23 protein-coding genes are annotated in these 23,512 nt (G+C 71.2%); 15 read left to right on the top strand and 8 right to left on the bottom strand.

Going from position 1 to position 23,512, the window contains the following annotated elements; all coding sequences use genetic code 11:
* The 6 genes from ACTZWW_RS19710 to ACTZWW_RS19685 all read right to left on the bottom strand — a co-directional run.
* On the bottom strand, nucleotides 1-544 hold a 544-nt coding region (locus tag ACTZWW_RS19710), incomplete at its 3' end, for a hypothetical protein (protein WP_444782673.1).
* Between the two features lie 183 nt (nucleotides 545-727).
* Entirely contained in the window at nucleotides 728-3,124 is a 2,397-nt protein-coding gene (locus ACTZWW_RS19705; protein ID WP_444782672.1) for a tetratricopeptide repeat protein, read from the bottom strand.
* Between the two features lie 100 nt (nucleotides 3,125-3,224).
* Entirely contained in the window at nucleotides 3,225-3,755 is a 531-nt protein-coding gene (locus ACTZWW_RS19700; protein ID WP_444782671.1) for a DUF2269 family protein, read from the bottom strand.
* A gap of 77 nt (nucleotides 3,756-3,832) precedes the next feature.
* Nucleotides 3,833-4,996, bottom strand: a complete 1,164-nt coding sequence (locus ACTZWW_RS19695; RefSeq protein ID WP_444782670.1) for a WD40/YVTN/BNR-like repeat-containing protein — start codon at nucleotides 4,994-4,996, stop codon at nucleotides 3,833-3,835.
* 64 nt (nucleotides 4,997-5,060) lie between these two features.
* The gene (locus ACTZWW_RS19690; RefSeq protein WP_444782669.1) at nucleotides 5,061-5,528 is read right to left on the bottom strand and encodes a MarR family winged helix-turn-helix transcriptional regulator; all 468 of its coding nucleotides are present in this window, start codon (nucleotides 5,526-5,528) and stop codon (nucleotides 5,061-5,063) included.
* A 94-nt stretch (nucleotides 5,529-5,622) separates the two neighbouring features.
* A complete protein-coding gene (locus ACTZWW_RS19685; protein WP_444782675.1) occupies nucleotides 5,623-7,371 on the bottom strand; it encodes a PHA/PHB synthase family protein in 1,749 nt (582 codons plus the stop codon).
* Nucleotides 7,372-7,588: 217 nt separating this feature from the next.
* Between ACTZWW_RS19685 and ACTZWW_RS19680 the strand changes: the two genes are divergently transcribed.
* Together ACTZWW_RS19680 and ACTZWW_RS19675 are read left to right on the top strand one after the other, a co-directional pair.
* A complete protein-coding gene (locus ACTZWW_RS19680) occupies nucleotides 7,589-7,990 on the top strand; it encodes a hypothetical protein (protein WP_444782668.1) in 402 nt (133 codons plus the stop codon).
* A gap of 88 nt (nucleotides 7,991-8,078) precedes the next feature.
* Nucleotides 8,079-9,299: an LL-diaminopimelate aminotransferase gene (locus tag ACTZWW_RS19675; protein WP_444782667.1), complete on the top strand. Its 1,221-nt coding sequence runs from the start codon at nucleotides 8,079-8,081 to the stop codon at nucleotides 9,297-9,299.
* 3 nt (nucleotides 9,300-9,302) lie between these two features.
* Here ACTZWW_RS19675 and ACTZWW_RS19670 read toward each other — a convergent pair whose 3' ends face one another.
* Nucleotides 9,303-10,283 carry a lipid kinase gene (locus ACTZWW_RS19670; protein WP_444782666.1) on the bottom strand — a complete coding sequence of 327 codons (981 nt, stop codon included), beginning with the start codon at nucleotides 10,281-10,283 and terminating at the stop codon, nucleotides 9,303-9,305.
* Nucleotides 10,284-10,486: 203 nt separating this feature from the next.
* Here ACTZWW_RS19670 and ACTZWW_RS19665 point away from each other — a divergent pair, with 203 nt between their 5' ends.
* A complete protein-coding gene (locus tag ACTZWW_RS19665) occupies nucleotides 10,487-10,690 on the top strand; it encodes a hypothetical protein (protein ID WP_444782665.1) in 204 nt (67 codons plus the stop codon).
* Nucleotides 10,691-10,729: 39 nt separating this feature from the next.
* Here the strand turns inward: ACTZWW_RS19665 and ACTZWW_RS19660 are convergent, their stop codons facing one another.
* Nucleotides 10,730-11,071, bottom strand: a complete 342-nt coding sequence (locus ACTZWW_RS19660; RefSeq protein WP_444782664.1) for a c-type cytochrome — start codon at nucleotides 11,069-11,071, stop codon at nucleotides 10,730-10,732.
* Between the two features lie 120 nt (nucleotides 11,072-11,191).
* Between ACTZWW_RS19660 and ACTZWW_RS19655 the strand changes: the two genes are divergently transcribed.
* The 12 genes from ACTZWW_RS19655 to ACTZWW_RS19600 form a co-directional block, all read left to right on the top strand.
* Nucleotides 11,192-11,674 carry a response regulator gene (locus ACTZWW_RS19655; RefSeq protein WP_444782663.1) on the top strand — a complete coding sequence of 161 codons (483 nt, stop codon included), beginning with the start codon at nucleotides 11,192-11,194 and terminating at the stop codon, nucleotides 11,672-11,674.
* A 282-nt stretch (nucleotides 11,675-11,956) separates the two neighbouring features.
* Nucleotides 11,957-12,955: a Ppx/GppA phosphatase family protein gene (locus tag ACTZWW_RS19650; protein WP_444782674.1), complete on the top strand. Its 999-nt coding sequence runs from the start codon at nucleotides 11,957-11,959 to the stop codon at nucleotides 12,953-12,955.
* A gap of 45 nt (nucleotides 12,956-13,000) precedes the next feature.
* Entirely contained in the window at nucleotides 13,001-13,738 is a 738-nt protein-coding gene (locus ACTZWW_RS19645) for an RlmE family RNA methyltransferase (protein ID WP_444782662.1), read from the top strand.
* A 403-nt stretch (nucleotides 13,739-14,141) separates the two neighbouring features.
* Nucleotides 14,142-16,391: a sensor histidine kinase gene (locus tag ACTZWW_RS19640; protein WP_444782661.1), complete on the top strand. Its 2,250-nt coding sequence runs from the start codon at nucleotides 14,142-14,144 to the stop codon at nucleotides 16,389-16,391.
* The gene (gene ntrX, locus ACTZWW_RS19635; protein WP_444782660.1) at nucleotides 16,388-17,758 is read left to right on the top strand and encodes a nitrogen assimilation response regulator NtrX; all 1,371 of its coding nucleotides are present in this window, start codon (nucleotides 16,388-16,390) and stop codon (nucleotides 17,756-17,758) included. Before ACTZWW_RS19640 ends, ntrX begins: the two co-directional genes overlap by 4 nt.
* Before the next feature lie 188 nt (nucleotides 17,759-17,946).
* Nucleotides 17,947-18,201, top strand: a complete 255-nt coding sequence (gene hfq / locus ACTZWW_RS19630) for an RNA chaperone Hfq (protein WP_444782659.1) — start codon at nucleotides 17,947-17,949, stop codon at nucleotides 18,199-18,201.
* A 16-nt stretch (nucleotides 18,202-18,217) separates the two neighbouring features.
* A complete protein-coding gene (hflX, locus tag ACTZWW_RS19625; RefSeq protein ID WP_444782658.1) occupies nucleotides 18,218-19,615 on the top strand; it encodes a GTPase HflX in 1,398 nt (465 codons plus the stop codon).
* A gap of 34 nt (nucleotides 19,616-19,649) precedes the next feature.
* Nucleotides 19,650-20,006 (top strand): FtsB family cell division protein, encoded by a 357-nt coding sequence (locus ACTZWW_RS19620; protein WP_444782657.1) that lies wholly within the window; start codon nucleotides 19,650-19,652, stop codon nucleotides 20,004-20,006.
* 141 nt (nucleotides 20,007-20,147) lie between these two features.
* On the top strand, nucleotides 20,148-21,233 hold the full coding sequence (gene pdhA, locus ACTZWW_RS19615) for a pyruvate dehydrogenase (acetyl-transferring) E1 component subunit alpha (protein WP_444782656.1): 1,086 nt from the start codon (nucleotides 20,148-20,150) through the stop codon (nucleotides 21,231-21,233).
* Between the two features lie 72 nt (nucleotides 21,234-21,305).
* Entirely contained in the window at nucleotides 21,306-22,760 is a 1,455-nt protein-coding gene (locus ACTZWW_RS19610; RefSeq protein ID WP_444782655.1) for a pyruvate dehydrogenase complex E1 component subunit beta, read from the top strand.
* A gap of 15 nt (nucleotides 22,761-22,775) precedes the next feature.
* A complete protein-coding gene (locus tag ACTZWW_RS19605; protein WP_444782654.1) occupies nucleotides 22,776-23,084 on the top strand; it encodes a DUF5076 domain-containing protein in 309 nt (102 codons plus the stop codon).
* A gap of 32 nt (nucleotides 23,085-23,116) precedes the next feature.
* Nucleotides 23,117-23,512, top strand: a 396-nt coding sequence (locus ACTZWW_RS19600) for a biotin/lipoyl-containing protein (protein ID WP_444782653.1), incomplete at its 3' end; no start/stop codon positions are given.

Genomic DNA, 23,512 nt, shown 5'->3' with positions numbered 1-23,512 from the left:
CCCCGGCCGAGGCCGCGCGCGAGCCGATCCGCGGGGACGACGTCTCCTCGGCGCCGAAGAGGCCGAGCGTCCGGCGGAAATGCGCGTGGCGCGCCGACGCGTCGTCCGCGACCGATTCGGGCACGAGGCCCCAGTTGAGGAGATGCGGCTCGCCGCCGACGAGCACCAGGTCCTGCTCGAGCGAGGGGATCGCGAGCCAGCTCTGCACCGTGTCGCCGATCTCGGGGTCGTCGAACGCCGCACGCAGCCGGTCGAGCCGGCTGCGGATCTCGGCACCGACCTGGATCCGCTCGTCGGCCGAGAGCGCCGACCAGGCTCGAACCGCGCCCGCCCGGGGCACGTACCAGGACACGCTCGTCTGCGTCTCGCCGTTGCCGCGCATGACCGCGGGCCGCGCGAACAGAGCCGCGGCTTCGTCTCCGGCGAGCGCACGCAGGCGTGGTATGACACGCTCATAGGTGTCGAGGACCGATTCGCCGCCGACCTGGGTCTCACTGAGACCGCTCAGCGCGTTGCCGCGCACGAACACGTTGCTTTCCGGCATGGACGACCGCCCCCGTCGGCGTGATCAAGGCAGCGGACGATCCCAGGATCAAGCCGTGCTCTTTGGTTTTCCGGTCGACGATGGGCCAACGTGCAGTCGGCTCATGCCTTCCTTAGTGAACGTTAACCGCAGGCGTCCTCGCCATGCAATCGCCACGATTCGAATTCGGCCTCGGCCGTGATCTCAGCAGCGCGGCCGAGTCCGCTGCGGGAGCCGCCCGCGCGCGATCTCGCGGTCGATGACCTCCATGGCCGCCGGCTCGGCGCAGGCGACCTGCTGGAGGAGGCGCAGCCCCGTCACGACGTCCTCGGGAACCTCGCTCGGATAGTCGTAGTAGAGCGCCTCGCCCAGGACGTAGGTCGCGCGCTCGTAGCCTCGGGCGCTCGCCGCGCGCAGCAGCGTCAGGGCACGGCGCACGTCCCGGCGCACGACCTCCCCCCGCAGCAGCTCCACGGCGTAGTTCGCCTGCGCGATGACGTTGCCGCGGTCGGCGGCGCGCCGCCACCATTCCGTGGCCTGGGCCCGGTCCGGGGAGACGAAGGCGTAGCCCGCCGCCCTGTTGAAGGTGCCTCCGGCATGCGCACCGAGCAGGTTCATGGCGTAGGCGGATCCGCGCTGCGCCGCGCTGCGCCAGAGGTCCGTCGCCCGCCTCATGTCCGATGCCGCACCCGCGCGGTCGCCGCGTCGCGCCTTGCGGACGGCGCGCTCCGCGAGGAGGCGTCCGAGCTGGACCTCGGTGCGGCGCGCATCCTCCGGGGAGGCTCCCGCCACGCGCCCGCAGGCGCCGATGCCCTCCTCGAGCGCCGTGACGTCCAGGAAGGCCGAGTCGTCCATGAACGGGCGCCCGTCCGGCCGGTCGCCGTCGAAGCGGAAGCCGGCGGCGCCGTCGCAGGCGAGCGCCCAGTCCGGGCGGGGCCACACGACGAGCCGCACGGTCCGCGCCATCGTCGCGCCCCCGTCGAGGAGGACCGCCAGGCGACGCTCGTAGGTGCCCGGGGGCAGCGCCCGGGCCGCATCCGACGGCGTGATGCGGATGCGCGCCGGCGTGGCGTTGGCCGTCTCGCCGTCCGCGGGCGCGGCCGCCACCCAGGCACCGGATCCCTCGACGATGCGCCAGCGCACGCGCGTCGCATCCGTCGAGACCAGGAACTCGCCGGCGAGCGGCGTGAAGGGGCCGCCCTCCTCGCCGGAGAAGGCGATGACGTCGGGCTCCAGGCCGACGCGCGGGGGCGTGATCTCCAGGCGCACGGGCACGAGGTGGGTGTGGCGTCCGCCGGCCTCCGCGACCGCGAGCGTGCCGCTGTGCGTCCCCGGCTGCAGCGTGTCCGCCGCCGGCGCCGTCGCGAGGACGAGCTCCGCCCGTGCGCGCGGCTCGAGCCGGCCGCCCGCGCCATCGACGACGAGCCAGCCGGGCGCGTTCGCGACCTCCCAGTCGGCGGGGCGAAGCGCGGGGTTCGACAGCCGCACGCGGTTCTCGGCTGCGACGAAGGGTCCGCCCACGGGGCCGCGGAAGACGATGCCGTCGGCCGGGTCCGTCACGATCTGCGCGGGACCCGGCTCGACCACGAAGCGGACCGGGATCGTGACGGGGAACTCGATGCCGAAGCGACGCTCCACCAGCAGGATCGAGCGATCGTGCGTGCCGGCGTCGAGCAGCACCGCCTCCGCGCCCGGGCGTACGGCGAGGGTCCAGCCCAGCGCCGGGCCTTCGGCCAGCGCGAGGTCGAGCGCCGGATCCGCCGTCGGCGTGTCGAGGAGGGGTGCCTCGCGCAGGACGTGGGGCTCGAGCCAGCGCACCGAGGCCGCGCGGCGCAGGCCCGCCTCGTGGACCTGCGGCGTGAACGGGCCGCCGGCCGGGCCGGTGAAGACGACACGCGCGCGCTCGGTCTCCAGCGGCACGAGGGCGACGAGCGCGAGGATCGCCAGGGCGCCGAGGGCGAGGAGGAGGAGCGCGGCCGCGGCGAGCGACCGCCGCCAGCGGCGCGGCGGCGGGCGGGGGACATCGGCGTCACTGCGCCTTCGATCGACCCGGTCGCCATCGGCCCGGTCGCCATCGGCGGCGCGGACGGCGTTCTGGTCGGCCGCGTCCGACGCGGACCGACCGGACGCCGGGTCGTCCGAGGTCCCCGGCGACCGGTCCGGCCCGGGAGCGGAGGGAGGCTCCGCCGCGGGAGGCGGCGGCGTGGCCGGCCTCGTGTCGATCGGGGGCGGGACCCGCGCCTCGGCGGTCGGCTCGACGATGCGGTGGCCGCTCGATCGCGGCGCGGCGGGGATCGCGGGCCAGACGATCTCCTCCTCGATGCCGAGCTCGGGCAGCGCAATTCGGACGAGCTCGTCCTCGGCGATCCGGTCGACGATGTCGGGACCGAGCGGGATGCGCAGCGTCCCGTCCTGCACCACGGCGCCGCCGACCGGCAGGTCCGCGCGCCCGGACGACCACCCGTCGGGCCCCAGGAACGGAGCGCCGGCGACGTCGCGGCTGATGCGGATCACGCGAGCCGGGGCGGGCTGGCCGGTGACGACCAGCCAGGCGCGTCCGCCCGGGACCCGCTTGTCCCTCTCGACCTCGAGCCGCCTCATCGCAAGCTCCAAACGTTAACGATGCGTTAACGAGCTTAGCGTGCTGCGCCGCACAGGGCGAGACGGGACGAAACGATTCTTCGCAGGACAGTCGTCGTGGTTAACGCGCCGCCTCGCCGGAAGCGGTGGCCGGCGCTCCGCGTCCGCGGCTCCCCGCGTCGGGGATGCGCACGAGGCGCGGGCGCCAGATGCCGAGCACGACGTTCGCCACCGCGATGGCGAAGACGACGGCGAGCGTTCCCCATTCGAGCCGGATCATGCCGGCGAGCGCATCCGGCGGCGCTTCTCCTGCCGCCATCCGCGCGGCCATCGTCGCGGCGTAGTCCGCCTTCGCGCTGACGATCGTCAGCGTGCCCTTGAACATGAGGATGCCGAGCCCCGCCTTGATCCACACCCAGCCCGTGTCGAGGAAGGGGCGATGAACGATCATCGAGAGGAGCCCGGAGACGAGGGCGACCGCGAGCGAGGGGAGGACGACCCAGTTGCTCAGGACGGCGATGGACTGGCGCAGGTCGGCATAGGCGTCCGCCGTCTCCTGCGGCCCCGCCAGGAGCAGGGCCGCATAGGCGCCGAGCCCGCCGATGAGCCCGCCGGCGGCGATCGAGTGCAGGATCTTGACGAGCTTGCGCATGAGACGGCCCAGGTCGCTTCGTCCCACAGTGATAGGGCGCCCCGGCGCCCGCGGGAAGAGCCACGCGCCCGTCCCGCTCAGCCGCCGACCTCCACGGTCTCGACCGATAGGATCGTCGGCAGGTGGCGGGCGATCTCCTCCCAGCGCTCGCCCTCGTCGCGGCTGGCGAAGACCGAGCCCGAGTTCGTGCCGAAGTAGACGCCCGCCGGCTCGCGTGCGTCGCCCGCCATCGCCTGGCGCAGCACCGTGAAGTAGCAGGAGGTCTGCGGCAGGCCGGTGCGCAGGTCGGCCCAGGTCTCGCCACCGTCGCGGGAGCGCCAGACCGCCGCCGCGGCGTCGGGCGGGAAGCGCCCGGCGCTGTCGCCGTTGAGCGGGAACGTCCAGACCGTGCGCGCGTCCCGCGGGTGCACGCGGATGGGGAATCCGAAGGTCGAGGGCAGGCCGTCCGTCACGTCGTCCCAGCTGCGCCCGCCGTCGGCGGAACGCCAGACGCCGTGGTGGTTCTGCTGGTAGAGCACGTCCCCCTCGCCGGGGGCGCGCATCATGTTGTGGACGCAGTGCCCGATCTCGCCGTCGCGTGGCGCCGCCGGATGCGTATGGCCGTGGCAGGCCTCCGCGTTGGAGACGCGGTTGCGCCGCTCCCACGTCGCCCCGCCGTCCTCGGTGGCGAAGACGCCCGCCGCCGAGATGCCGATCCACAGCTTCGCCGGATCGGTCGGGTGCGGCACGATCGTGTGCAGCACGAGGCCGGCGGCGCCCGGGTTCCAGCTCTGCGCGGACGGATGGTCGGTGAGGCTCTCCACGCGTGCCCAGGTCTCCCCGCCGTCGCGGCTGACGAGGAGGCTCGCGGGCTTCGTGCCGGCCCACAGCGCCCCGTGCGCGAAGCACAGGCTCCAGACCTGCGAGAAGGCGTCGCCGAAGGGCAGGGGCGCGTCGGTCCAGCCGACCATCGCGGCGAAGTCCGCGTCGGCCGCCGCCCACGCGTCCATCTGGCCGGACGTGAGCCGCACCACGCTCCAGCTCGCGCCGCCGTCCCGCGAGCGCCAGACGCCGGCGCCGTGGAAGGCCCCGCCGCCGCCGGCCCAGAGTGTCCCGGTCTCGGGATCGCCGATCACGTGGTTGATGGGCCAGCCGTCGCAGAAGGGGCCCTCCACGCGCCAGGCGGTGCGCTCCTCGCGTCCCGAGACGACGAAGACGCCCTTGGTGGTGCCGACCAGAACCCGGATCTCGCCTCGCGCCATGGCGCGTCCTCCCGTGTTGGAGACGGCGGTGCACCGGGCCGCGAACCGGCGCCGTGCCCGCGCCTCATCCATCGGCTTCCGCCGCGGCGGCCTGCGGAACCTCCCGCAAGCCCTCCCGCAGCCGGTCCGACATCTCGTCGCCCAGCGTCGCGTCGAGGCGGGCGTGCGTCTCCCGCCAGATCGGCAGCGCCTCGCGCAGCAGGGCGACGCCCTCGGGCGTGATCGCCACCACGCGGCTGCGCCGGTCGTGCGCGGCGGCCTCGACCCGCACGAGCCCACGGCGCTCCAGCGGCTTGAGAGCGGCCGTCAGCGAGGTGCGGTCCATGGCGAGAAAGGGCGCGAGCGCGCCGATCGTCGGCGGGTCGGGGCGGTTGAGCGCCATCAGCAGCGAGAACTGCCCGTTCGTCAGCCCGAGCGGCCGCAGAGCATTGTCGAACAGCCGCGCCAGCGCCCGCGCCGCCCGCTGCGCATGCAGGCACAGGCAGGTGGTCGCGACGTGGCGGACGGTGTCGGGCTCCAGGCGATCGGGCATGCGTGTCGGCATGACGTGTTGGTATCAACATATCGCGCGAGATTCAAGCGCGCCGCGGCGTGCCCGCTCGCCGGCGGCGGCGATCCGTGCTCGGTCAGGACTTCACGAGCACGTAGGTTCCCGGCGCGTCCCCGAGCGGGGGCAGCTTGCCGCCGCCGGGCTCGCGGGCCGGGACCCGCTCGGGGGCCTGCGCCTCGATCCAGGAGAACCAGTAGGGCCACCAGGTACCGGGATGCTCCTTCGCCTGCGCGATCCAGTCCTCGAGCTCGCCCTCGGGCTCGGCCCCGGTCCAGTACTGGTACTTCGGCTTCGCGGGCGGGTTGACGACGCCGGCGATGTGGCCCGAGCCCGCGAGCACGTACTCGACCGGGCCGCCGAAGGCCGAGCAGCCGAGGAAGACCGATTTCGCCGGGGCGATGTGGTCCTCGCGGGTGGCGAGGTTGAAGATCGGGATCTTCACCTTCTTCAGGTCGATCTTCTTGCCGCCGATCGTCACCTTGCCGCGGCTGAGGTTGTTCTCGAGGTAGCAGTTGCGCAGGTAGAACGAGTGGTTCGCCGCGGGCATGCGCGTCGAATCCGAGTTCCAGTAGAGCAGGTCGAAGGGGAAGGGCGCCTGGCCCTTGAGGTAGACGTTGACGATGTAGGGCCAGATCAGGTCGTTGGGCCGCAGCATGTTGAAGGCCGAGGCCATGCGCGAGCCCTCGAGATAGCCGCGCGCCTTCATCGTCTCCTCTATCGCCTTGATCCCCACCTCGTCGGCGAAGACCTTGAGGTCCCCGGCGTGGGTGAAGTCGACCTGCGTCGTGAACAGCGTCGCCGAGGCGATGCGGTCGTCCTTCGTCGCCGCCATGTAGCCGAGCGCCGTGGACAGCAGCGTCCCGCCCACGCAATAGCCGATGGCGGTGACCCTCTTCTCGCCGGTCGCCTGCTCGATGGCGTCGAGGGCGGCGAAGACGCCCTCGCGCATGTAGTGCTCGAAGCTCTTCTCCGCGAGGCGCGCGTCCGGGTTCACCCAGGAGATGCAGAAGACGGTCAGCCCCTGCGAGACCGCCCAGCGGATGAAGCTCTTCTGCTCGTTGAGGTCGAGGATGTAGAACTTGTTGATCCACGGCGGAACGATCAGCAGCGGCCGCTTCAGGACCGTGTCGGTCGTGGGCGTGTACTGCAGCAGCTCGATCAGCTCGTTGCGGAAGACCACCTTGCCGGGCGTGGTGGCCAGATTGACGCCGACCTGGAAGCGGCCCGGGTCGGACTGGCGGATCTTCAATTCGCCACCGCCGGCCTCGATGTCCTCGGCGAGCATCTGCATGCCGCGCACGAGGTTCGCGCCCGATTCGCGCATGGTCTCGCGGATCAGCTCGGGGTTCGTGCCGAGGAAGTTCGAGGGCGAGAGCGCGCTCGACATCTGGCGGACGTAGAAGCGCGCCTTCTGGCGGGTGGCCTCGTCGATGCCCTCCGCGTCCTCGACCATGCTCTCCGCCCAGCGGGAGGTGGCGAGGTAGGCCTGCTTGAGGAAGTCGAAATAGGCGTTGTCGGACCACTCCGCGTCCTTGAAGCGCGCGTCCTTCGGGTCCGGCGCCGCGGCGGGGGCGACGTCCTCGCCCTGCATCCGGCGCAGGGAGGACGACCAGATGTCGAAGAAGGAGGCGCCCAGCCGCGCCTGCGCCTCGATCGCCTTCTGCGGGTCGATCAGCCAGCGCTCGGTGACGTGGACGAGCGTCTTGACCATGTCCGACATCTCGTCGGCCATGCCGGCCTTGGCGCGGCGCTCCTCGATCGGCTTGAGGTAGGCGGCGGTGGCCTTGCCGTATTCCTCGACGAGGCGCGCCATGTTGTGCGACATCGCCTCGAGATCGGGCTGCGGATGATCGCTGGGCGTTGCGCGGGGTCCCTCGGACCTTCTGTTGTCGCTCACGGACGCTTCCCTTCCCGACGGCACGCGCGGGCCTCCCTGCCCACGCCGTCCTTTCGACACTCTACCGAACGCGATATGGTGGTCGCTAGACCGGAAGACGCCCGATGCATCGGCGTTCCCCGGCGAGCCTGCCACCGGAGTGTCCATGCCACGCGTAACGCGCAATTCGATGACGCTCGCCGCCGCAGCGGCGGCCGCGCTGATGCTCGCCGGTTGCGCGGGGGATCTCAACCCCGTGCGCGACGTCTTCGTCGCCGTCGGCGCCGGCTCCCCGCCGCAGCAGGCGCCGACCTTCGTCGAGGAGACGCGCGCCGGCGGGCCGACGGGCTACGTACCGGTCCGCCCCACGTTGCGCCGCGAGACCGACCCGAAGACGCCCGAGGAGGTCGCCGAGGCCCGCGCCGCGCTCGAGGCCGATCTCGAGGCCGCCCTCGAGCGTGGCGAGCGGGCTCGCAGCCTCGCCATCGGGCCCGACCCCGCGCCGGTCGTGGTGCCGCCGCTGCCGCCGATCTCCGACGATCCCGCACCGCCTCCGGCCTCCCGGTGAGCGTGGCTGCGACATTCGGCTGATGCCTCGTTAACCACGCCGTGCTAGAGAGACCGCCCACGCCTCCTCGGCAATCCTGGACCTCGCCATGACCGAATTTCACCGCATCAAGCGCCTGCCGACCTACGTCTTCGAGCATGTGAACCGGATCAAGGCCGCCGCACGCGCCGGGGGCGCCGACATCATCGACCTCGGCATGGGCAACCCGGACCTGCCGGCGCCCGCGCACATCGTCGCGAAGCTCGCCGAGACCGCGGGGCGCCCGCGCACGGACCGCTACTCGGCCTCCAAGGGCATCGCCGGCCTGCGCCGCGCCCAGGCCGGCTACTACGACCGGCGCTTCGGCGTGAAGCTGAACCCCGACAGCCAGGTCGTCGTCACGCTCGGCTCGAAGGAGGGCTTCGCCAACATGGCGCAGGCCATCACGGCGCCGGGCGACGTCGTGCTCGTGCCGAACCCGAGCTACCCGCTCCACGCCTTCGGCTTCCTGATGGCGGGCGGCGCGATCCGCTCGGTGCCCGCGGAGGCGACGCCCGCGTTCTTCCACGCGCTCGAGCGCGCGGTCGTCCACTCGATCCCCAAGCCGCTGGCGCTCGTCGTCTGCTACCCCTCGAACCCCACGGGCTTCACGGCGGACCTCGATTTCTACAAGGACGTGATCGCCTTCGCCAAGAAGCACGAGCTGATCGTGCTCTCCGACCTCGCCTACGCCGAGATCTACTTCGACGGCGTGCCGCCGCCCTCGATCCTGCAGGTGCCCGGCGCGGTCGACGTCGCCGTCGAGTTCACCTCGATGTCGAAGACCTTCTCGATGGCGGGCTGGCGCATCGGCTTCGCGGTCGGCAACGAGCGGCTGCTCGCCGCGCTCGCCCGTGTGAAGTCCTATCTCGACTACGGCGCCTTCACGCCCGTGCAGGTCGCGGCGACCGCCGCGCTCAACGGGCCGGAGGACTGCATCGCCGAGACGCGCGCCATCTACCAGCGCCGGCGCGACGCGCTCGTCGAGAGCTTCGCCAAGGCCGGCTGGGAGATCCCGCCGCCCGCCGCGTCGATGTTCGCCTGGGTGCCGATCCCCGAGCGCTACCGTCACCTCGGCTCGCTGGAGTTCTCGAAGCTGCTGGTCGAGAAGGCGGAGGTCGCGGTGGCGCCGGGCATCGGCTTCGGCGAGCACGGAGACGACTACGTGCGCATCGCGCTCGTGGAGAACGAGCAGCGCATCCGCCAGGCCGCACGGAACATCCGCCGCTTCGTCGAGCAGGATCGCACGGGCCACAACGTGGTGCCGCTGGCGCGCACCGGCTCGGCCTGAGCCTCAGGCCGGATCCGGCGCGTCCGGCGGGACGAGCACCGTCACCGCTTTCGCCAGCACGCGGAAGCGCGCGGGCGTGTGCGTGATCAGCTCCCCGTCGGCGTTGATCGAGCGCGGCTTGCGCGTCGTCACGGTGAAGGCGGCGGCCGCGCGCGAGCGCACGTCCTCGAAGGCGACGTGCCGGCCGGAGCGGAACGAGCCCGCGAGCCGCAGCAGCTCCCAGGGCCGGCGCATCTCCAGGCTGTAGAGGTGGAGCGTCGCGTCGTCGATCCGCGCGTCCTCGTCCACCGTCATCCCGCCGCCGTAGTGGCGCCCGTTGCCGACGGCGATCTGGAAGGTCGAGACCCGGGCGCGCTCGCCGGCGCTCTCGATGGTGGCGCGGAACGGTCGTGCCCGTGCCAGGACCTGTACGGCGGCAATGGCATACCCGAGCTTGCCGAAGCGTCTCTTGAGGTCGCGGGTGAGCCCACGCGCGAGCTCGGCCGAGAGCCCGATCGAGGCGACGTTGAAGAATGGCCGCCCGTTCACCTCGCCGCAGTCGATCCGGCGGGTGTGGCCGGCGATGATCACGTCGGCGGCGGCGTCGAGGTCCTCGGGAATACCGAGCGTGCGGGCGAGGTCGTTGGCGGTGCCCAGCGGCAGGATGCCGAGCGGCAGCCCCGTGTCGATCAGGCCGCGGGCGGCGGCGTTCATCGTGCCGTCTCCCCCGCCGACGATGACCATCTCGACGTCGTCGCGGTGGGCGCGGATGATGTCGGAGAGCGTTTCCGGCTCGCGGCAATCCTCGAGCACCACCTCCAGGTCCTCGCGGGCGCGCAGGCGTGCGACCGCCGTCTCCATCAGCTCCGGCGCGCGGCGGCTGCCGGCGTTCACGAGGAGGAGCGCGCGCCTGGCTGCGCCGCGCGCGGGCGGGGGCGGCGGCGCGTTCGCCTCGTCCGTGGCCTGGGCCCCGGCGCCCAGCGCCTCGACCGGCTCGCTCGCCATCTCCGTCTTCTCCCGTGAACCGAACGGGAGCGGCAACCGACGAAGGTCGTGAAGGTTCCGCCGCTGGACAAAGGCGGGAGCGCGACACGCCGTCGGTCGCCAGCCCCGTGCAGGGTCGTTCTAGTACCAATCGCGGAACCGACGACTTCGTGCGATGTTAATGCATCGGTAACACTTCGTGATCGCGCCGAGGAGGCCGGCCAGTGCCGATCCTGGACCACGAATCCCACTACTCCCGCGAGGACCTCCAGGTCCTGCGCGAGGCGCTCGGGCCCCGGCAGGGTCCTCCGCGCCACGCGGACACGATGCGCGCGGCCGCCGCCGCGGCGCGCCGTCGGCGTCGGGCCGAGCGGGACGCCGCGATCAGCCGACTGCGCGACCCCGCCCGCCACTCGGTCGAGGGGTGATCGCGCCCGCCTGCGTATGTGCGCGATCGTCCGAAACCGTCAGTCCGCGAGGCTGTCGATATAGGCGGTGAGGTCGGCGATCTCCCGGTTCGTCAGCGACATGTCGGGCATGACCGGATGGGGATCGGCGAGGAAGGCCTCCAGCCCCCCGTCCCCGAGAGGGCCGCGCTCGGCGACCTCCCGGAAGCTCGCCACACCGTCCATCGCGGTCGCCTGGTCCGGCGAGACGAGGTGGCAGGACGCGCACCAGCGCTCGGCGATGGCGCGGCCCTCGGCGACGTCCCACGCGGTCGCGGGGACGCTCGTCGAGTGCCCGACGACCGCGGCCAGGACACCGAGCGCGACGGCGGGCGGGGCGAGAGCCCGAAGGCGCGAACGCATCACCATCATCCCATCCTCGTGTCTTCGGCGCCGCGGCGGTGCGCCGCGATCGATCAACGTTAGCGAAGCCGAAAAGGTTGTCGGACCAAACTCCGCGTGAACACGGATGTGCCCGGAAGCATGATCGCGACGCCGACATTCCCCGACCTCGCCGCCCTCGTCGTCGACGAGAGCCTCTACGTGCGGCGAATCCTGCGTGACATGCTCACCCGCGTGGGCATCAAGCGCGTGCTGGAGGCGCCGGACGGCGCCGAGGCGCTGGGCGTCCTGTCCGAATCGAAGCCCGATCTCGTCATCCTCGACTGGGACCTCGCCATCCTCTCGGGCGAGGAGTTCATCCGGCTCACCCGCACGCCGACCACCTCGCCCGCGCCGACGGTGCCGATCATCGTCATGATGTCGAAGCCGCGCCGCTACATCGTCGACCGCGCGGTGGGGCTCGGCGTCAACGAGATCATCGCCAAGCCCTTCTCGCCCAAGGTGCTCTGGTCGCGCCTCGACGAGGTGATCAACCGCCCTCGGCCCTACCTGCAGGTCAAGAGCCTGCTGCGCCCCGTGGCGCGCACGGTGCCGGCGCAGATCGCCCCGAAGTCCGCCGCCTGAGGTCGGCCCGGCAGTGGCCGCCCGGCCGGCCCGGTGCGCAGGCGCGGTAGATTTACGCCCTTGGCATCGAGGGGGCGCGGCGCTTACATTGAGAGCAAGTAGCCAGGCGAACCTCCCCGGAGGCGACGCCGCAAACGGATGATGGACTTGCTCGTCAATGTCGGAGATCAGCCGAAGGTCGTGGATACCGGGTCGAGCCCGGCTCTGACGCCCCTGGCAGCGGCGCCCCCGCCGACGCCGGTCCTGCCCGATGCGGCGGCGGCCTTCGCGGGGCCGCGTCGCATGCGCCCGGCCGACGGCAGCGCCTACGCCGCGCTCGACCTCGGCACCAACAATTGTCGCCTCCTCATCGCGGAGCCGTCCCGCCACGGTTTCCGCGTCGTCGACGCGTTCTCGCGAATCGTGCGGCTGGGGGAGGGGCTCGCGGCGAGCGAGCGGCTCAGCTCCCATGCCATCGATCGTACGCTCGAGGCGCTGCGCGTATGCCGGGACAAGATGGCGACGAAGGGCGTGCGCCGCGCGCGCCTCATCGCCACCGAGGCCTGCCGCTCGGCGCGCAACGGCGAGAGCTTCGTCGAGCAGGTGCAGGAGGAGGTCGGCCTCGACCTCGAGATCGTCGACCGGCGCACCGAGGCCTATCTCGCCGTCACCGGCTGCGCGGCGTTGGCCGATCCCAACGCGCATTCCGTCGTGATCTTCGACATCGGCGGCGGCTCGACCGAGATCGCCTGGCTCGACGGACGGGCGACGAGCCCGATGTCCGACCCCTGCAAGCGCATCCGCGCGTGGGATTCGCTGCCCGTGGGCGTCGTCACCGTCGCCGAGCGGCACGGCGGGGTGCACGTGACGCACGAGAGCTTCGAGCGGATGGTCGAGGAGGTACAGACCCTGCTCGAGCCCTTCCAGATCGCGGCGAGCTCGGCGAGCAACGCGCCCGGCTTCCACCTGCTCGGCACGTCCGGCACGGTGACGACGCTCGGCGGGATCTTCCTCGATCTGCCGCGCTACGACCGACGGCGGGTCGACGGGCTCTGGATGGCGGATCGCGACATCGATCGCGTCATCGACGACCTGATCGTCTCGAACTACGACGACCGCGCGACGCACCCCTGCATCGGCCGCGACCGGGCGGACCTCGTGCTCGCGGGTTGCGCGATCCTGGAGGCGATCCGCCGCGCCTTCCCCTCGCCACGCCTGCGCATCGCCGATCGCGGCCTGCGCGAGGGCATCCTGATGAACCTGATGCGCGAGGACGGGGTCTGGCGCCGCCGCCGGCGCTGAGCGGCCGGCCGCTTCGACCTCCCGCACACCGACGAGCCTAGAGCCTTGAGCGACAAGAAGAAGACCGGCGCCCCGCGCGCGATGAAGGTCCGCGTGAAGAGCGCGCGCGGACGCACGACCTCCTCGCAGCGCTGGCTGGAGCGCCAGCTCAACGACCCCTACGTCGTGCGCGCCAAGGCCGAGGGCCTGCGCTCGCGCGCCGCCTTCAAGCTCGTCGAGATCGACGAGAAGCACAAGTTCCTCAAGGCCGGCCAGCGGATCGTCGACCTCGGCGCGGCGCCGGGCGGCTGGTCTCAGGTGGCGGCACGCAAGATCGGGCTCGAGCGCTCGGACCGCGCGACGATCGTCGGCATCGATCTGTTGCCGGTCGAGCCGATGCCCGGTGCCACCTTCCTCATGCTCGACTTCCTCGAGGAGGAGGCGCCCGCGCGCCTCAAGGCGCTGCTCGGCGGCGAGGCCGACGTCGTCATGTCCGACATGGCGGCCAACGCCACCGGCCACAAGAAGACCGACCACCTGCGCATCATGGGCCTCGCCGAGGCCGGCGTGGAGTTCGCCCGCGAGGTGCTCGCGCCCGGCGGCACCTTCCTCTGCAAGGTCCTGCGCGGCGGGACCGAGCATACGCTGCTGGCCGACCTGAAACGCGACTTCGCCCAGGTGCGGCACGTGAAGCCGGCGGCGAGCCGGGCCGACTCGGCCGAGCTGTTCGTCCTGGCGACGGGGTTCCGCGGGCGTTCGCAGGGAGAGGGCCCCGCCGAGACCGACGCCGCGGCGGGCGCGTGAGCCGTCGTAGAGGTGCGCGGAGGACGCCGGACGACCCCTGTCCATCCCTGTTGGGGAAGGTGGCTCGGCGGCGAAGCCGACGAGACGGATGGGGCGCGCGGAACGCGCGTTCGGCGAAGCCGACATGCGACCATGGCGGCGGACACGGTGCTCTTCCGCTTCGCGGAAGGCCTCGCTTCGCTCCGCGCCCCATCCGTCACCGGCTTCGCCGGCGCCACCTTTCTACAGGGAAGGAGAACACGTGCACCAGGCGTCGGGCAACCGGACCTTCCGGCTGGATGTGCTGGAGACGATGCGCTGAGACCCTGTTCCTTCCCGTTCGCTACTGTATTAGTTTCGCCACACTGTTGTGTGAACGCATCAGCGCCCGTCGGCGAATCGACGGCGCAGGCCCGAGGGCGACGTGAAGGACAGGCGACGCAAGATCAATCCGGACGAGGAGATCGCCGCGACCGGGCCGGGCTGGGTCGGCCTCGTGCTCGTGGTCTCCGCCCTCGTCTCGGCGCTCGCGAGCTTCCTGATCCTGTCCGGGCTCACCCCGATCCAGCCGACCGAGGCCGTCACCCTCAACGCGCTCTTCATCAACATCGGCTTCATCCTCGCGCTCGCCTTGATGATGGCGGTCCAGGGCCGCCGGCTGCTGCGCGCGCGGCGCGCGGGGGCGGCGGGCGCGCGCCTGCACCTGCGCTTCGTCGTGCTGTTCAGCGGCATCGCGACCGTGCCGGTCGTCGTCGTCGCGGTCGTGGCCTCGATCGCGCTCGCGCGCGGGCTCGAGCCCTGGTTCTCGGGCTGGATCGACACGCTCCTGCAGAACACCGTCGAGATCGCCCACGAGTATCGCGAGCTGCAATGCCGCACGTTGGCCCGCGAGACGACGCTGATGGCGGCCGATCTCGACCGCGCCAAGGTGCTCTACGACGCCGATCCGGATCTCTTCCGCGAGTTCATGCGCTCGCGCGCCGTCTTCCTCGGCTTTCCCGTGGCGATGATGGTCGAGGCGGACGGCACGGTCGTAGAGGAGATCGTCAACGTCCCCATTCCCGGACTCGAGGTTCCCGGCCCGGCGGACCTCGCCGACGCCGAGGTCGAGGACGCGCTGTGCCTCGTGCCGCGCGAGGATTCGGTGCTTCGCTCGATTCTGAGGCTCCAGGAGCACGACGGGCGCATCCTCTTCGTCACCCGCTTCGTCGACCGCCGCGCGCTCGACTTCCCCAACGAGGCGGAAGCGGGCATGAGCTACTACCGGCTGCTCGAGCAGCTCTCGTCGGGCATCCAGGTCGCCTTCGCCTCGATGCTGGCGGTGATCACGCTCATCATCCTGCTCTCGGCGATCTGGTTCGGCCTCGGCTCCGCCGACACGCTGGTCTCGCCGATCAGGCGGCTGATCCGTGCGACGCAGCAGGTCGCTGAGGGGAACTACTACGTCCAGGTGCCGGTGCGCAGGGCCGAGGGCGACCTCGCCTTCCTCGGCCAGACCTTCAACGCCATGACATCGGAGCTGCGCCGCCAGCACGACGGGCTCACCGCGGCGAGCCACGTCATCGACCAGCGCCGGCGCTTCACGGAGGCCGTGCTCTCGGGCGTCTCGGCGGGCGTCATCGGGCTCGACGCGCACGGGGTCGTGACGATCATGAACCCCTCGGCCGAGCGCCTGTTCGGCGTCGGCGAGGCCGACGTCGTGGGGCGCCCCGCGGCGCAGGCGCTGCCCGAGCTCGCCGCCCTCGTCGAGACCGCCCGCGCCTCGCGCGCCCGGCTGACCCAGGAGCAGATCGCGATCCAGCGCGGCGGGCGCGAGCGCACGGTCGACGTGCGCGTGACCTCGGAGCAGGCACGCGGCGACGAGAAGGGCTTCGTCGTCACACTCGACGACATCACCGACCTCGTCACCGCCCAGCGCACGTCGGCCTGGGCGGACGTCGCGCGGCGCATCGCCCACGAGATCAAGAACCCGCTGACGCCGATCCAGCTCTCGGCCGAGCGCATCCGGCGCAAGTACGGCAAGGTGATCACCGAGGATCGCGCCGTCTTCGACCAGTGCACCGACACGATCGTGCGCCAGGTGGACGACATCAAGCGCATGGTCGACGAGTTCTCCTCCTTCGCGCGCATGCCCAAGCCGACTCTCGTCGGCGACGAGGACCTCTGCGACACGGTCCGCCAGGCGGTGTTCATGCTGCGCATCGCGCACCCCGACATCGCCTTCGTCGACGAGCTGCCGGAGGCGCCGATCACGGCGCGCTTCGACCGGCGGCTGGTGTCGCAGGCGGTGGGCAACATCCTCAAGAACGCGGCCGAGGCCCTCGCCGAATCGCCGGACGTGCCGAAGGGGGAGGGGCGCATCGTCGTGCGCGTGCAGCGGCCGGACGGCATCGTCGCCATCGACGTGATCGACAACGGCCGCGGCTTCCCGGTGGAGAACCGCCATCGGCTGCTCGAGCCCTACATGACCACCCGCGAGAAGGGCACCGGTCTCGGCCTGCCCATCGTCGCCAAGATCTTCGAGGAGCACGGCGGCGGCGTCGAGCTCCGCGACAACCCGGAGGGCCGTGGCGCGTGGGTGCGCCTCTGGTTCCCCGCCGACCCCGCGCCCGGCGCGGGCGCACACACGCCGAGCGCCGAGCCGGCGCAGACCTCGGGGGCGACATCGCCATGAGCGCCGACATCCTCATCGTCGACGACGAGACCGACATCCGCGACCTCGTCGCGGGAATCCTCGAGGACGAGGGCCACCGCTGCCGAACCGCGGGCTCGTCCGACGACGCGCTGGCGGCGATCGAGAGCCGCCGGCCGCACCTCGTCTTCCTCGACATCTGGCTCCAGGGCTCGCGGCTCGACGGGCTGCAGGTGCTCGAGCAGGTCAAGGCGAGCCATCCCGAATTGCCGATCGTGATGATTTCGGGCCACGGCAACATCGAGACCGCCGTCTCGGCGATCAAGCTCGGGGCCTACGACTTCATCGAGAAGCCGTTCAAGGCCGATCGCCTCGTGCTCGTCGCCGAGCGGGCGCTGGAGGCCTCGCGGCTCAAGCGCGAGGTGCGCGAGCTCAAGGCCCGCTCCGCCCAGGCGAGCCGGATCTGCGGCAAGTCGCCGGTCATGAACCAGCTGCGCCAGACGGTGGAGCGGGTCGCGCCGACGAACGCGCGCGTGCTCGTCACAGGCGCGCCGGGCTCCGGCAAGGAGCTCGTGGCACGCACGCTGCACGGCCTCTCGACGCGCGCCAACGGCCCCTTCGTGGTGATCAACGCGGCGACGATCACGCCCGACACGATGGAGGCCGAGCTCTTCGGCATCGAATCGGGGGAGGCGCGCGAGCGCCGCGTCGGCGCGCTGGAGGAGGCGCACGGCGGGACGCTCTACATCGACGAGATCGCCGACTTCCCCAAGGAGACCCAGGCGCGCATCCTGCGCGTCCTCGTCGAGCAGAACTTCCAGCGCGTGGGCGGCTCGACGCGCGTGCACGTGGACGTGCGCATCGTCTCATCCTCGAGCCGCGACCTCGCGGCCGAGATCTCGGCCGGGCGCCTGCGCGAGGACCTGTTCCACCGCCTCTCCGTCGTCCCGATCCGGGTGCCCTCGCTCGCCGAGCGGCGGGAGGACGTGCCGGAGCTGATCGGGTTCTTCATGGAGCAGATCTCCCGCGCCACCGGCCTCGCGCCCCGGCGGATCGGCCACGACGCGCTCGCCGTGCTCCAGTCTCACGACTGGCCGGGCAACGTGCGCCAGCTGCGCAACAACGTCGAGCGGCTGATGATTCTCGCCGCCGGCGACGCCGAGACGGAGATCTCGGCGGACATGCTCCCCGCGGAGGTCGGCGCGCTCGTGCCGGCGACGCCGAGCGGGGCGGGGGGCGAGAAGCTGATGAGCCTGCCGCTGCGGGAGGCGCGCGAGATCTTCGAGCGCGAGTACCTGATGGCGCAGATCGCCCGATTCTCCGGCAACATCTCACGCACGGCGGAGTTCATCGGCATGGAGCGCTCGGCGCTCCATCGAAAGCTGAAGTCGCTGGGCGTGCACGCCTGAGGCGACGCACGCGTCATCGGGGTTATACGTGCGAAAAAGCGCGTACGAACCTTCGAGGGGCTTGCCTTGAGCCGACCTCCCATCTGTAATGGGCGGTGCCGGTTCAGGGCCGCCGATCAAGCGGCCGATCTAAGCTCCATGGCTCCTGGCCTCCAAGACCGGCGGCGGCAGGGTGGCGAGGCAAACTCATGGCGGGCGAGCGCGCGCAGAATCTCCAGGATACGTTCCTCAACCACGTGCGGAAGAACAAGGTCCCCTTGACCATCTTCCTCGTGAACGGCGTGAAGCTCCAAGGCGTTGTGACATGGTTCGACAATTTCTGCGTCCTGCTGCGCCGCGACGGTCATTCACAGCTCGTCTACAAGCACGCGATCTCCACGATCATGCCGGGTCAGCCGATCCAGCTGTTCGAGCAGGCCGACGAGGGCGCCGAGAAGGGCTGACGAGAGAGGCTGATTGGTGAGCGAGGCGAACCCGCCCGTCGAGGAACGGCTCCGGCGTCTCGCCGAGCCCGAGAAGGAGGTCGCCTCGGGGACGCCGACGCTCGTCGTCGGTCCGTACCTGACGCGACGCCGCTCGGGCGGCGAGGCTGACGGTCCGCCGCCCAACCCTCGCGCCTTCGAATCGCGCCTGGAGGAGGCCGTCGGCCTCGCCGGCGCCATCGACCTGCGCGTCGTGGAGGCGATCGTCACGCAGCTCTCGGCGCCGCGCCCGGCGACCTATCTCGGCAAGGGCAAGGTGGAGGAGCTCAAGGGCATCGTGACCGCGCACGAGATCCGTCTCGTGGTGATGGACTGCGCCCTCTCGCCCGTGCAGCAGCGCAATCTCGAGAAGGAATGGGGCGCCAAGGTCATCGACCGCACGGGGCTGATCCTCGAGATCTTCGGGCGCCGTGCGCGCACGAAGGAGGGCGCGCTCCAGGTCGAGCTCGCGCACCTGAACTACCAGAAGAGCCGGCTCGTGCGCTCCTGGACCCACCTCGAGCGCCAGAGGGGCGGCTACGGCTTCCTCGGCGGCCCGGGCGAGACCCAGATCGAGGCGGACCGCCGCCAGATCCAGGAGCGCATGACGCGTATCGAGCGCGACCTCGAGACGGTGACGCGCACCCGCGCGCTCCACCGCACCTCGCGTCGGCGCGTGCCGTACCCGATCATCGCGCTGGTCGGCTACACCAACGCCGGCAAGTCGACGCTCTTCAACCGCATGACGCGGGCGGAGGTGATGGCGGAGAACATGCTCTTCGCCACCCTCGACCCGACCTCGCGGGCGATCGCGCTGCCGCACGGCGAGAAGGCGATCCTGTCGGACACGGTGGGCTTCATCTCCGACCTGCCGACGATGCTCGTCGCCGCCTTCCGGGCGACGCTGGAGGACGTGATCGAGGCCGACGTGCTGCTCCACGTGCGCGACGTCTCGCACGGCGAGACGCTGGCTCAGGCGGAGGACGTGCGCCAGGTCCTGCGCGACCTCGACATCGACCCGGAGGATCGCGGGCGGATCATCGAGGTCTGGAACAAGGCCGACCTGATCGACGCCGACGAGCGCGCGCGGCTCGAGGCCGTCATCGCCCGCATGGATCCGCACGAGCGCCCCGCGCTCGTCTCCGCGGTGACGGGGGAGGGGATCGAGGAACTGCTGCGCGTCGTCGAGGACCGCATCGCCCGCGACCGCCCGACCTACGCCGTGACGCTCGATCCCGGCGACGGCGCGGGCATCAACTGGCTCTACGAGCAGGCCGAGATCTTCGCGCGGCGCGACGGCGAGGAGGGGGTCGACTTCGTCGTGCGCATCGCCTCCGAGAAGGAGCCGCGCTTCCTCCAGCGCTTCCCCAAGGCGCGCCGCGCCGCGGCGGCTTAACCGATCCTTCACCATCGCCGCCGACGATCGCGCCATGGTCGTCAAGAAACGCCTCCGCGCCGTCCTGATTCCGCTCGCGCTCTACGGGGTGTCCGGGCTGGCGGTCGGCTATTTCGTGCACCATGCCCAATCGGGCCAGCGCGGGCTCGACGCCAAGCGCGAGCTCCAGGTCGAGCGCGAGCGCATCGCCGCGACTCTGGACGCGCTCGCCCGCGAGCGGGCCGATTGGCAGCACCGCATCGCCCTCGTGCGCGCCGAGCAGATCGACCGCGACCTGCTGGAGGAGCAGGCGCGGCTGATGCTCGGGCGCGTCCACGCCAACGACGTCGTGATCATGCTGGGACCGGCCGCGGACGTCCCGCCGGAGCGCGGCGAAACTTCGATCAACTGAAAACCAGTTGATTTATAAAATTCCTTGATTCCGAGGCACATGGGACGAGCCTACCGCGTTTGCGAAGGGGCGTTTGCGCTCTCGCTTTCCAACTTTAGTTGGGCTAAGACATCACGCGAGGAAAACGTCTCGGAGGTGTGCATGGCCACGGCTGCACGTCGGACGCAGGGCGCGTCCGCATCCAGCAAGTCCGCTTCCGCCAAGTCGGCTGCGACCAAGTCCCCGGCGAAGGGGCGCGCGGCGAAGGGCTCGGCGACCAACGCTCCCACCCTCGGCAAGGAGGAGGAGCTACACGCCTATCGCGAGATGCTGCTGATCCGCCGCTTCGAGGAGAAGGCGGGCCAGATGTACGGCATGGGCCTGATCGGCGGCTTCTGCCACCTCTACATCGGCCAGGAGGCCGTGGTGGTGGGCATGCAGATGGCGTCGACGGACGGTGACCAGGTCATCACCGGCTACCGCGACCACGGCCACATGCTGGTCACGGGCATGGATCCCAAGGGGGTGCTCGCCGAGCTCACGGGCCGCCGCGGCGGCTACTCGAAGGGCAAGGGCGGCTCCATGCACATGTTCTCCAAGGAGAAGAACTTCTACGGAGGGCACGGCATCGTGGGCGCCCAGGTGCCGCTCGGCACGGGCATCGCCTTCGCCAACCGCTACCGCGGCGAGGACCGCGTCAGCATGGTCTATTTCGGCGACGGCGCGGCCAACCAGGGCCAGGTCTACGAGAGCTTCAACATGGCGGCGCTCTGGAAGCTGCCCGTCGTCTACGTGATCGAGAACAACCGCTACGCCATGGGCACGTCCGTGACGCGCTCGGCGGCGCAGTCGGACTTCTCCAAGCGCGGGCTCTCCTTCGGCATCCCCGGCGAGCAGGTCGACGGGATGGACATCCGCGCGGTGAAGGCCGCGGGCGCGCGCGCCATCGAGCACGCCCGTTCCGGCGAGGGGCCCTACATCCTCGAGATGCTCACCTACCGCTATCGGGGGCACTCGATGTCGGACCCCGCCAAGTACCGCACCAAGGACGAGGTCTCGCGCATGCGCGAGGAGCACGACCCGATCGAGCAGGTGCGCCGACGCCTGATCGGCGAGTTCGGCGTGCCGGAGGACGAGCTCAAGGGCATCGACGGGCAGATCCGTAAGATCGTCAACGAGGCGGCGGACTTCGCGACCAGCGATCCGGAGCCCGACGCGTCCGAGCTCTATACCGACATCCTCCACTGATCTCCCTCCCTCCGGCAGCGCGCCCCCGTCCGGCGGGGCGCGCGCCTGCCGTCGACCGAAGAGCGCAGGTCCATGCCCATCGACGTCCTGATGCCCGCCCTCTCCCCGACCATGGAGCAGGGGAAGCTCGCCAAGTGGCTGAAGAAGGAAGGCGACACGGTGAAATCCGGCGACATCCTCGCCGAGATCGAGACCGACAAGGCGACCATGGAGGTCGAGGCGGTGGACGAAGGCGTCCTCGCCAAGATCCTGGTCGCGGAAGACACCGACAACGTCGCGGTCAACACGCCCATCGCGATCATCGCCGAGGAGGGCGAGGACGTGTCGGCGGCCGCCTCCTCGGGCGGGTCGGCGCCCGCGCCGTCCCCGGCGCCTGAGTCCGCCGGCGGCGCGCCGGCGCAGATGGCGGCCGAGGGCATGGCGGCCCAGCCCGCCGGCGCCGGCCCGACCGAGGCGACCGCCCCGGTCGCCCGCCCTGCCGCGCCCGCCGTGATGCGCCCGGAGGGCGTCTACGACGCGACGCAGGAGATCCCCGCCGGTACCGAGATGGTCAACACTACGGTGCGCGAGGCCCTGCGCGATGCCATGGCCGAGGAGATGCGCCGCGACGAGAGCGTCTTCGTCATGGGCGAGGAGGTGGCCGAGTACCAGGGCGCCTACAAGGTCACCCAGGGCCTGCTGCAGGAGTTCGGCGGGCGCCGGGTGATCGACACGCCGATCACCGAGCACGGCTTCGCCGGCCTCGGGGTCGGGGCGTCCTTCGCCGGGCTGCGGCCGATCGTCGAGTTCATGACCTTCAACTTCGCCATGCAGGCGATCGACCAGATCATCAACTCGGCGGCGAAGACCCTCTACATGTCCGGCGGCCAGCTCGGCGCGCCGATCGTCTTCCGCGGCCCCAACGGCGCCGCCGCCCGCGTCGCCGCCCAGCACAGCCACGACTACGCCGCCTGGTACTCGAACGTGCCCGGCCTCAAGGTCGTGATGCCCTACACCGCGGCGGACGCGAAGGGGCTCCTCAAGAGCGCCATCCGCGACCCCAACCCGGTGATATTCCTCGAGAACGAGATCCTCTACGGCCAGTCCTTCCCGGTGCCGAAGCTCGACGACTTCACGGTCCCGATCGGCAAGGCCAAGGTCCACCGCCAGGGAACGGACTGCACCATCGTGTCCTTCGGCATCGGCATGACCTACGCGCTCAAGGCCGCGCACGAGCTGGAAGGCGAGGGCATCTCCTGCGAGGTCGTCGACCTGCGCACCATCCGACCGATGGATTCGGAGACGGTGGTCGCCTCGGTGATGAAGACCGGGCGCTGCGTGTGCGTCGAGGAGGGTTTCCCGCAGTCGGGCGTCTCCGCCGAGATCGCGATGCGCGTCCAGGCGGACGCCTTCGACTATCTCGACGCGCCGGTCGCCCGCGTCACCGGCAAGGACGTGCCGATGCCGTACGCGGCCAACCTCGAGAAGCTCGCGCTGCCGTCGGTGGCGGAGGTGGTGCAGGCGGTCAAGGCCGTCTGCTACCGCTGAGCGGGGAGGGCGCTCATGGCCGGTGACGACGACACCCCGCTCTTCCACGAGCTCGAGCCGCCGCCGGACGTCCGCGAGAAGGGCGGTCACGAGGTGCTGCGCGCGAGCGTCGTCGAGGGCGCGGTGTCCCTCACCCTGCGGCGCTCCTTCGACGATCCCTACACCTGGGGCGTGCTCCTGGTCGATCTCGCGCGCCAGGTGGCGCACGTCTACGCCGCCGAGACCGGCATGAGCGCCGAGGAGGCCTTCGCGCACATCCGCGAGGGCATCGACCAGGAGCTCGCCGATCCCTCCGATCCCGGCTCGCCCCGCGCCGTGAACTGACCATTCCCGTTCAAGCTCAGGATCCTGCGACGATGCCCATCAACATCCTGATGCCCGCCCTGTCCCCCACGATGGAGAAGGGCAACCTCGCCAAGTGGCTCAAGAAGGAAGGCGACACGGTCAAATCCGGTGACATCCTCGCCGAGATCGAGACCGACAAGGCGACGATGGAAGTCGAGGCCGTCGACGAGGGCGTGCTCGCGAGGATCGTGGTCCCCGAAGGCACGGCGGACGTGCCGGTGAACGACGTCATCGGGGTCATCGCCGAGGAGGGCGAGGACCCCAAGAGCGTCCAGGCTCCGGCAGCCGGCGGCGCGCCGGCGGCTCCCGAGCCGAAGCCCGCATCGAAGGACGAGCCCGCGCCCGCGGCCCCGCAGGCGAACACCACGACGGCCGGCGGCGGGGAAGCGGGGCACCTGTCCCACGCC

Source organism: Salinarimonas sp. NSM, from assembly GCF_052380005.1.
Taxonomy (GTDB): Bacteria; Pseudomonadota; Alphaproteobacteria; order Rhizobiales; family Beijerinckiaceae; genus Salinarimonas.
Note: the sequence above shows the minus strand (reverse complement) of the source record. Positions and strands in the feature narration are given on the sequence as shown.

Excerpts from the sequence above, each read along its gene's own strand:
- ACTZWW_RS19690 (WP_444782669.1), bottom strand. The coding sequence starts at position 5,528 with ATGCCCGATCGCCTGGAGCCCGACACCGTCCGCCACGTCGCGACCACC.
- ACTZWW_RS19670 (WP_444782666.1), bottom strand. The coding sequence starts at position 10,283 with ATGGCGAGCGAGCCGGTCGAGGCGCTGGGCGCCGGGGCCCAGGCCACG.
- ACTZWW_RS19650 (WP_444782674.1), top strand. The coding sequence starts at position 11,957 with ATGCGCCCGGCCGACGGCAGCGCCTACGCCGCGCTCGACCTCGGCACC.
- ACTZWW_RS19695 (WP_444782670.1), bottom strand. The coding sequence starts at position 4,996 with ATGGCGCGAGGCGAGATCCGGGTTCTGGTCGGCACCACCAAGGGCGTC.
- ACTZWW_RS19700 (WP_444782671.1), bottom strand. The coding sequence starts at position 3,755 with ATGCGCAAGCTCGTCAAGATCCTGCACTCGATCGCCGCCGGCGGGCTC.
- ACTZWW_RS19605 (WP_444782654.1), top strand. The coding sequence starts at position 22,776 with ATGGCCGGTGACGACGACACCCCGCTCTTCCACGAGCTCGAGCCGCCG.
- ACTZWW_RS19655 (WP_444782663.1), top strand. The coding sequence starts at position 11,192 with ATGATCGCGACGCCGACATTCCCCGACCTCGCCGCCCTCGTCGTCGAC.
- pdhA (WP_444782656.1), top strand. The coding sequence starts at position 20,148 with ATGGCCACGGCTGCACGTCGGACGCAGGGCGCGTCCGCATCCAGCAAG.
- ACTZWW_RS19620 (WP_444782657.1), top strand. The coding sequence starts at position 19,650 with ATGGTCGTCAAGAAACGCCTCCGCGCCGTCCTGATTCCGCTCGCGCTC.
- ACTZWW_RS19685 (WP_444782675.1), bottom strand. The coding sequence starts at position 7,371 with ATGTCGCACAACATGGCGCGCCTCGTCGAGGAATACGGCAAGGCCACC.
- ACTZWW_RS19680 (WP_444782668.1), top strand. The coding sequence starts at position 7,589 with ATGCCACGCGTAACGCGCAATTCGATGACGCTCGCCGCCGCAGCGGCG.
- ACTZWW_RS19705 (WP_444782672.1), bottom strand. The coding sequence starts at position 3,124 with ATGAGGCGGCTCGAGGTCGAGAGGGACAAGCGGGTCCCGGGCGGACGC.
- ACTZWW_RS19675 (WP_444782667.1), top strand. The coding sequence starts at position 8,079 with ATGACCGAATTTCACCGCATCAAGCGCCTGCCGACCTACGTCTTCGAG.
- ntrX (WP_444782660.1), top strand. The coding sequence starts at position 16,388 with ATGAGCGCCGACATCCTCATCGTCGACGACGAGACCGACATCCGCGAC.
- hfq (WP_444782659.1), top strand. The coding sequence starts at position 17,947 with ATGGCGGGCGAGCGCGCGCAGAATCTCCAGGATACGTTCCTCAACCAC.
- ACTZWW_RS19610 (WP_444782655.1), top strand. The coding sequence starts at position 21,306 with ATGCCCATCGACGTCCTGATGCCCGCCCTCTCCCCGACCATGGAGCAG.
- ACTZWW_RS19660 (WP_444782664.1), bottom strand. The coding sequence starts at position 11,071 with ATGCGTTCGCGCCTTCGGGCTCTCGCCCCGCCCGCCGTCGCGCTCGGT.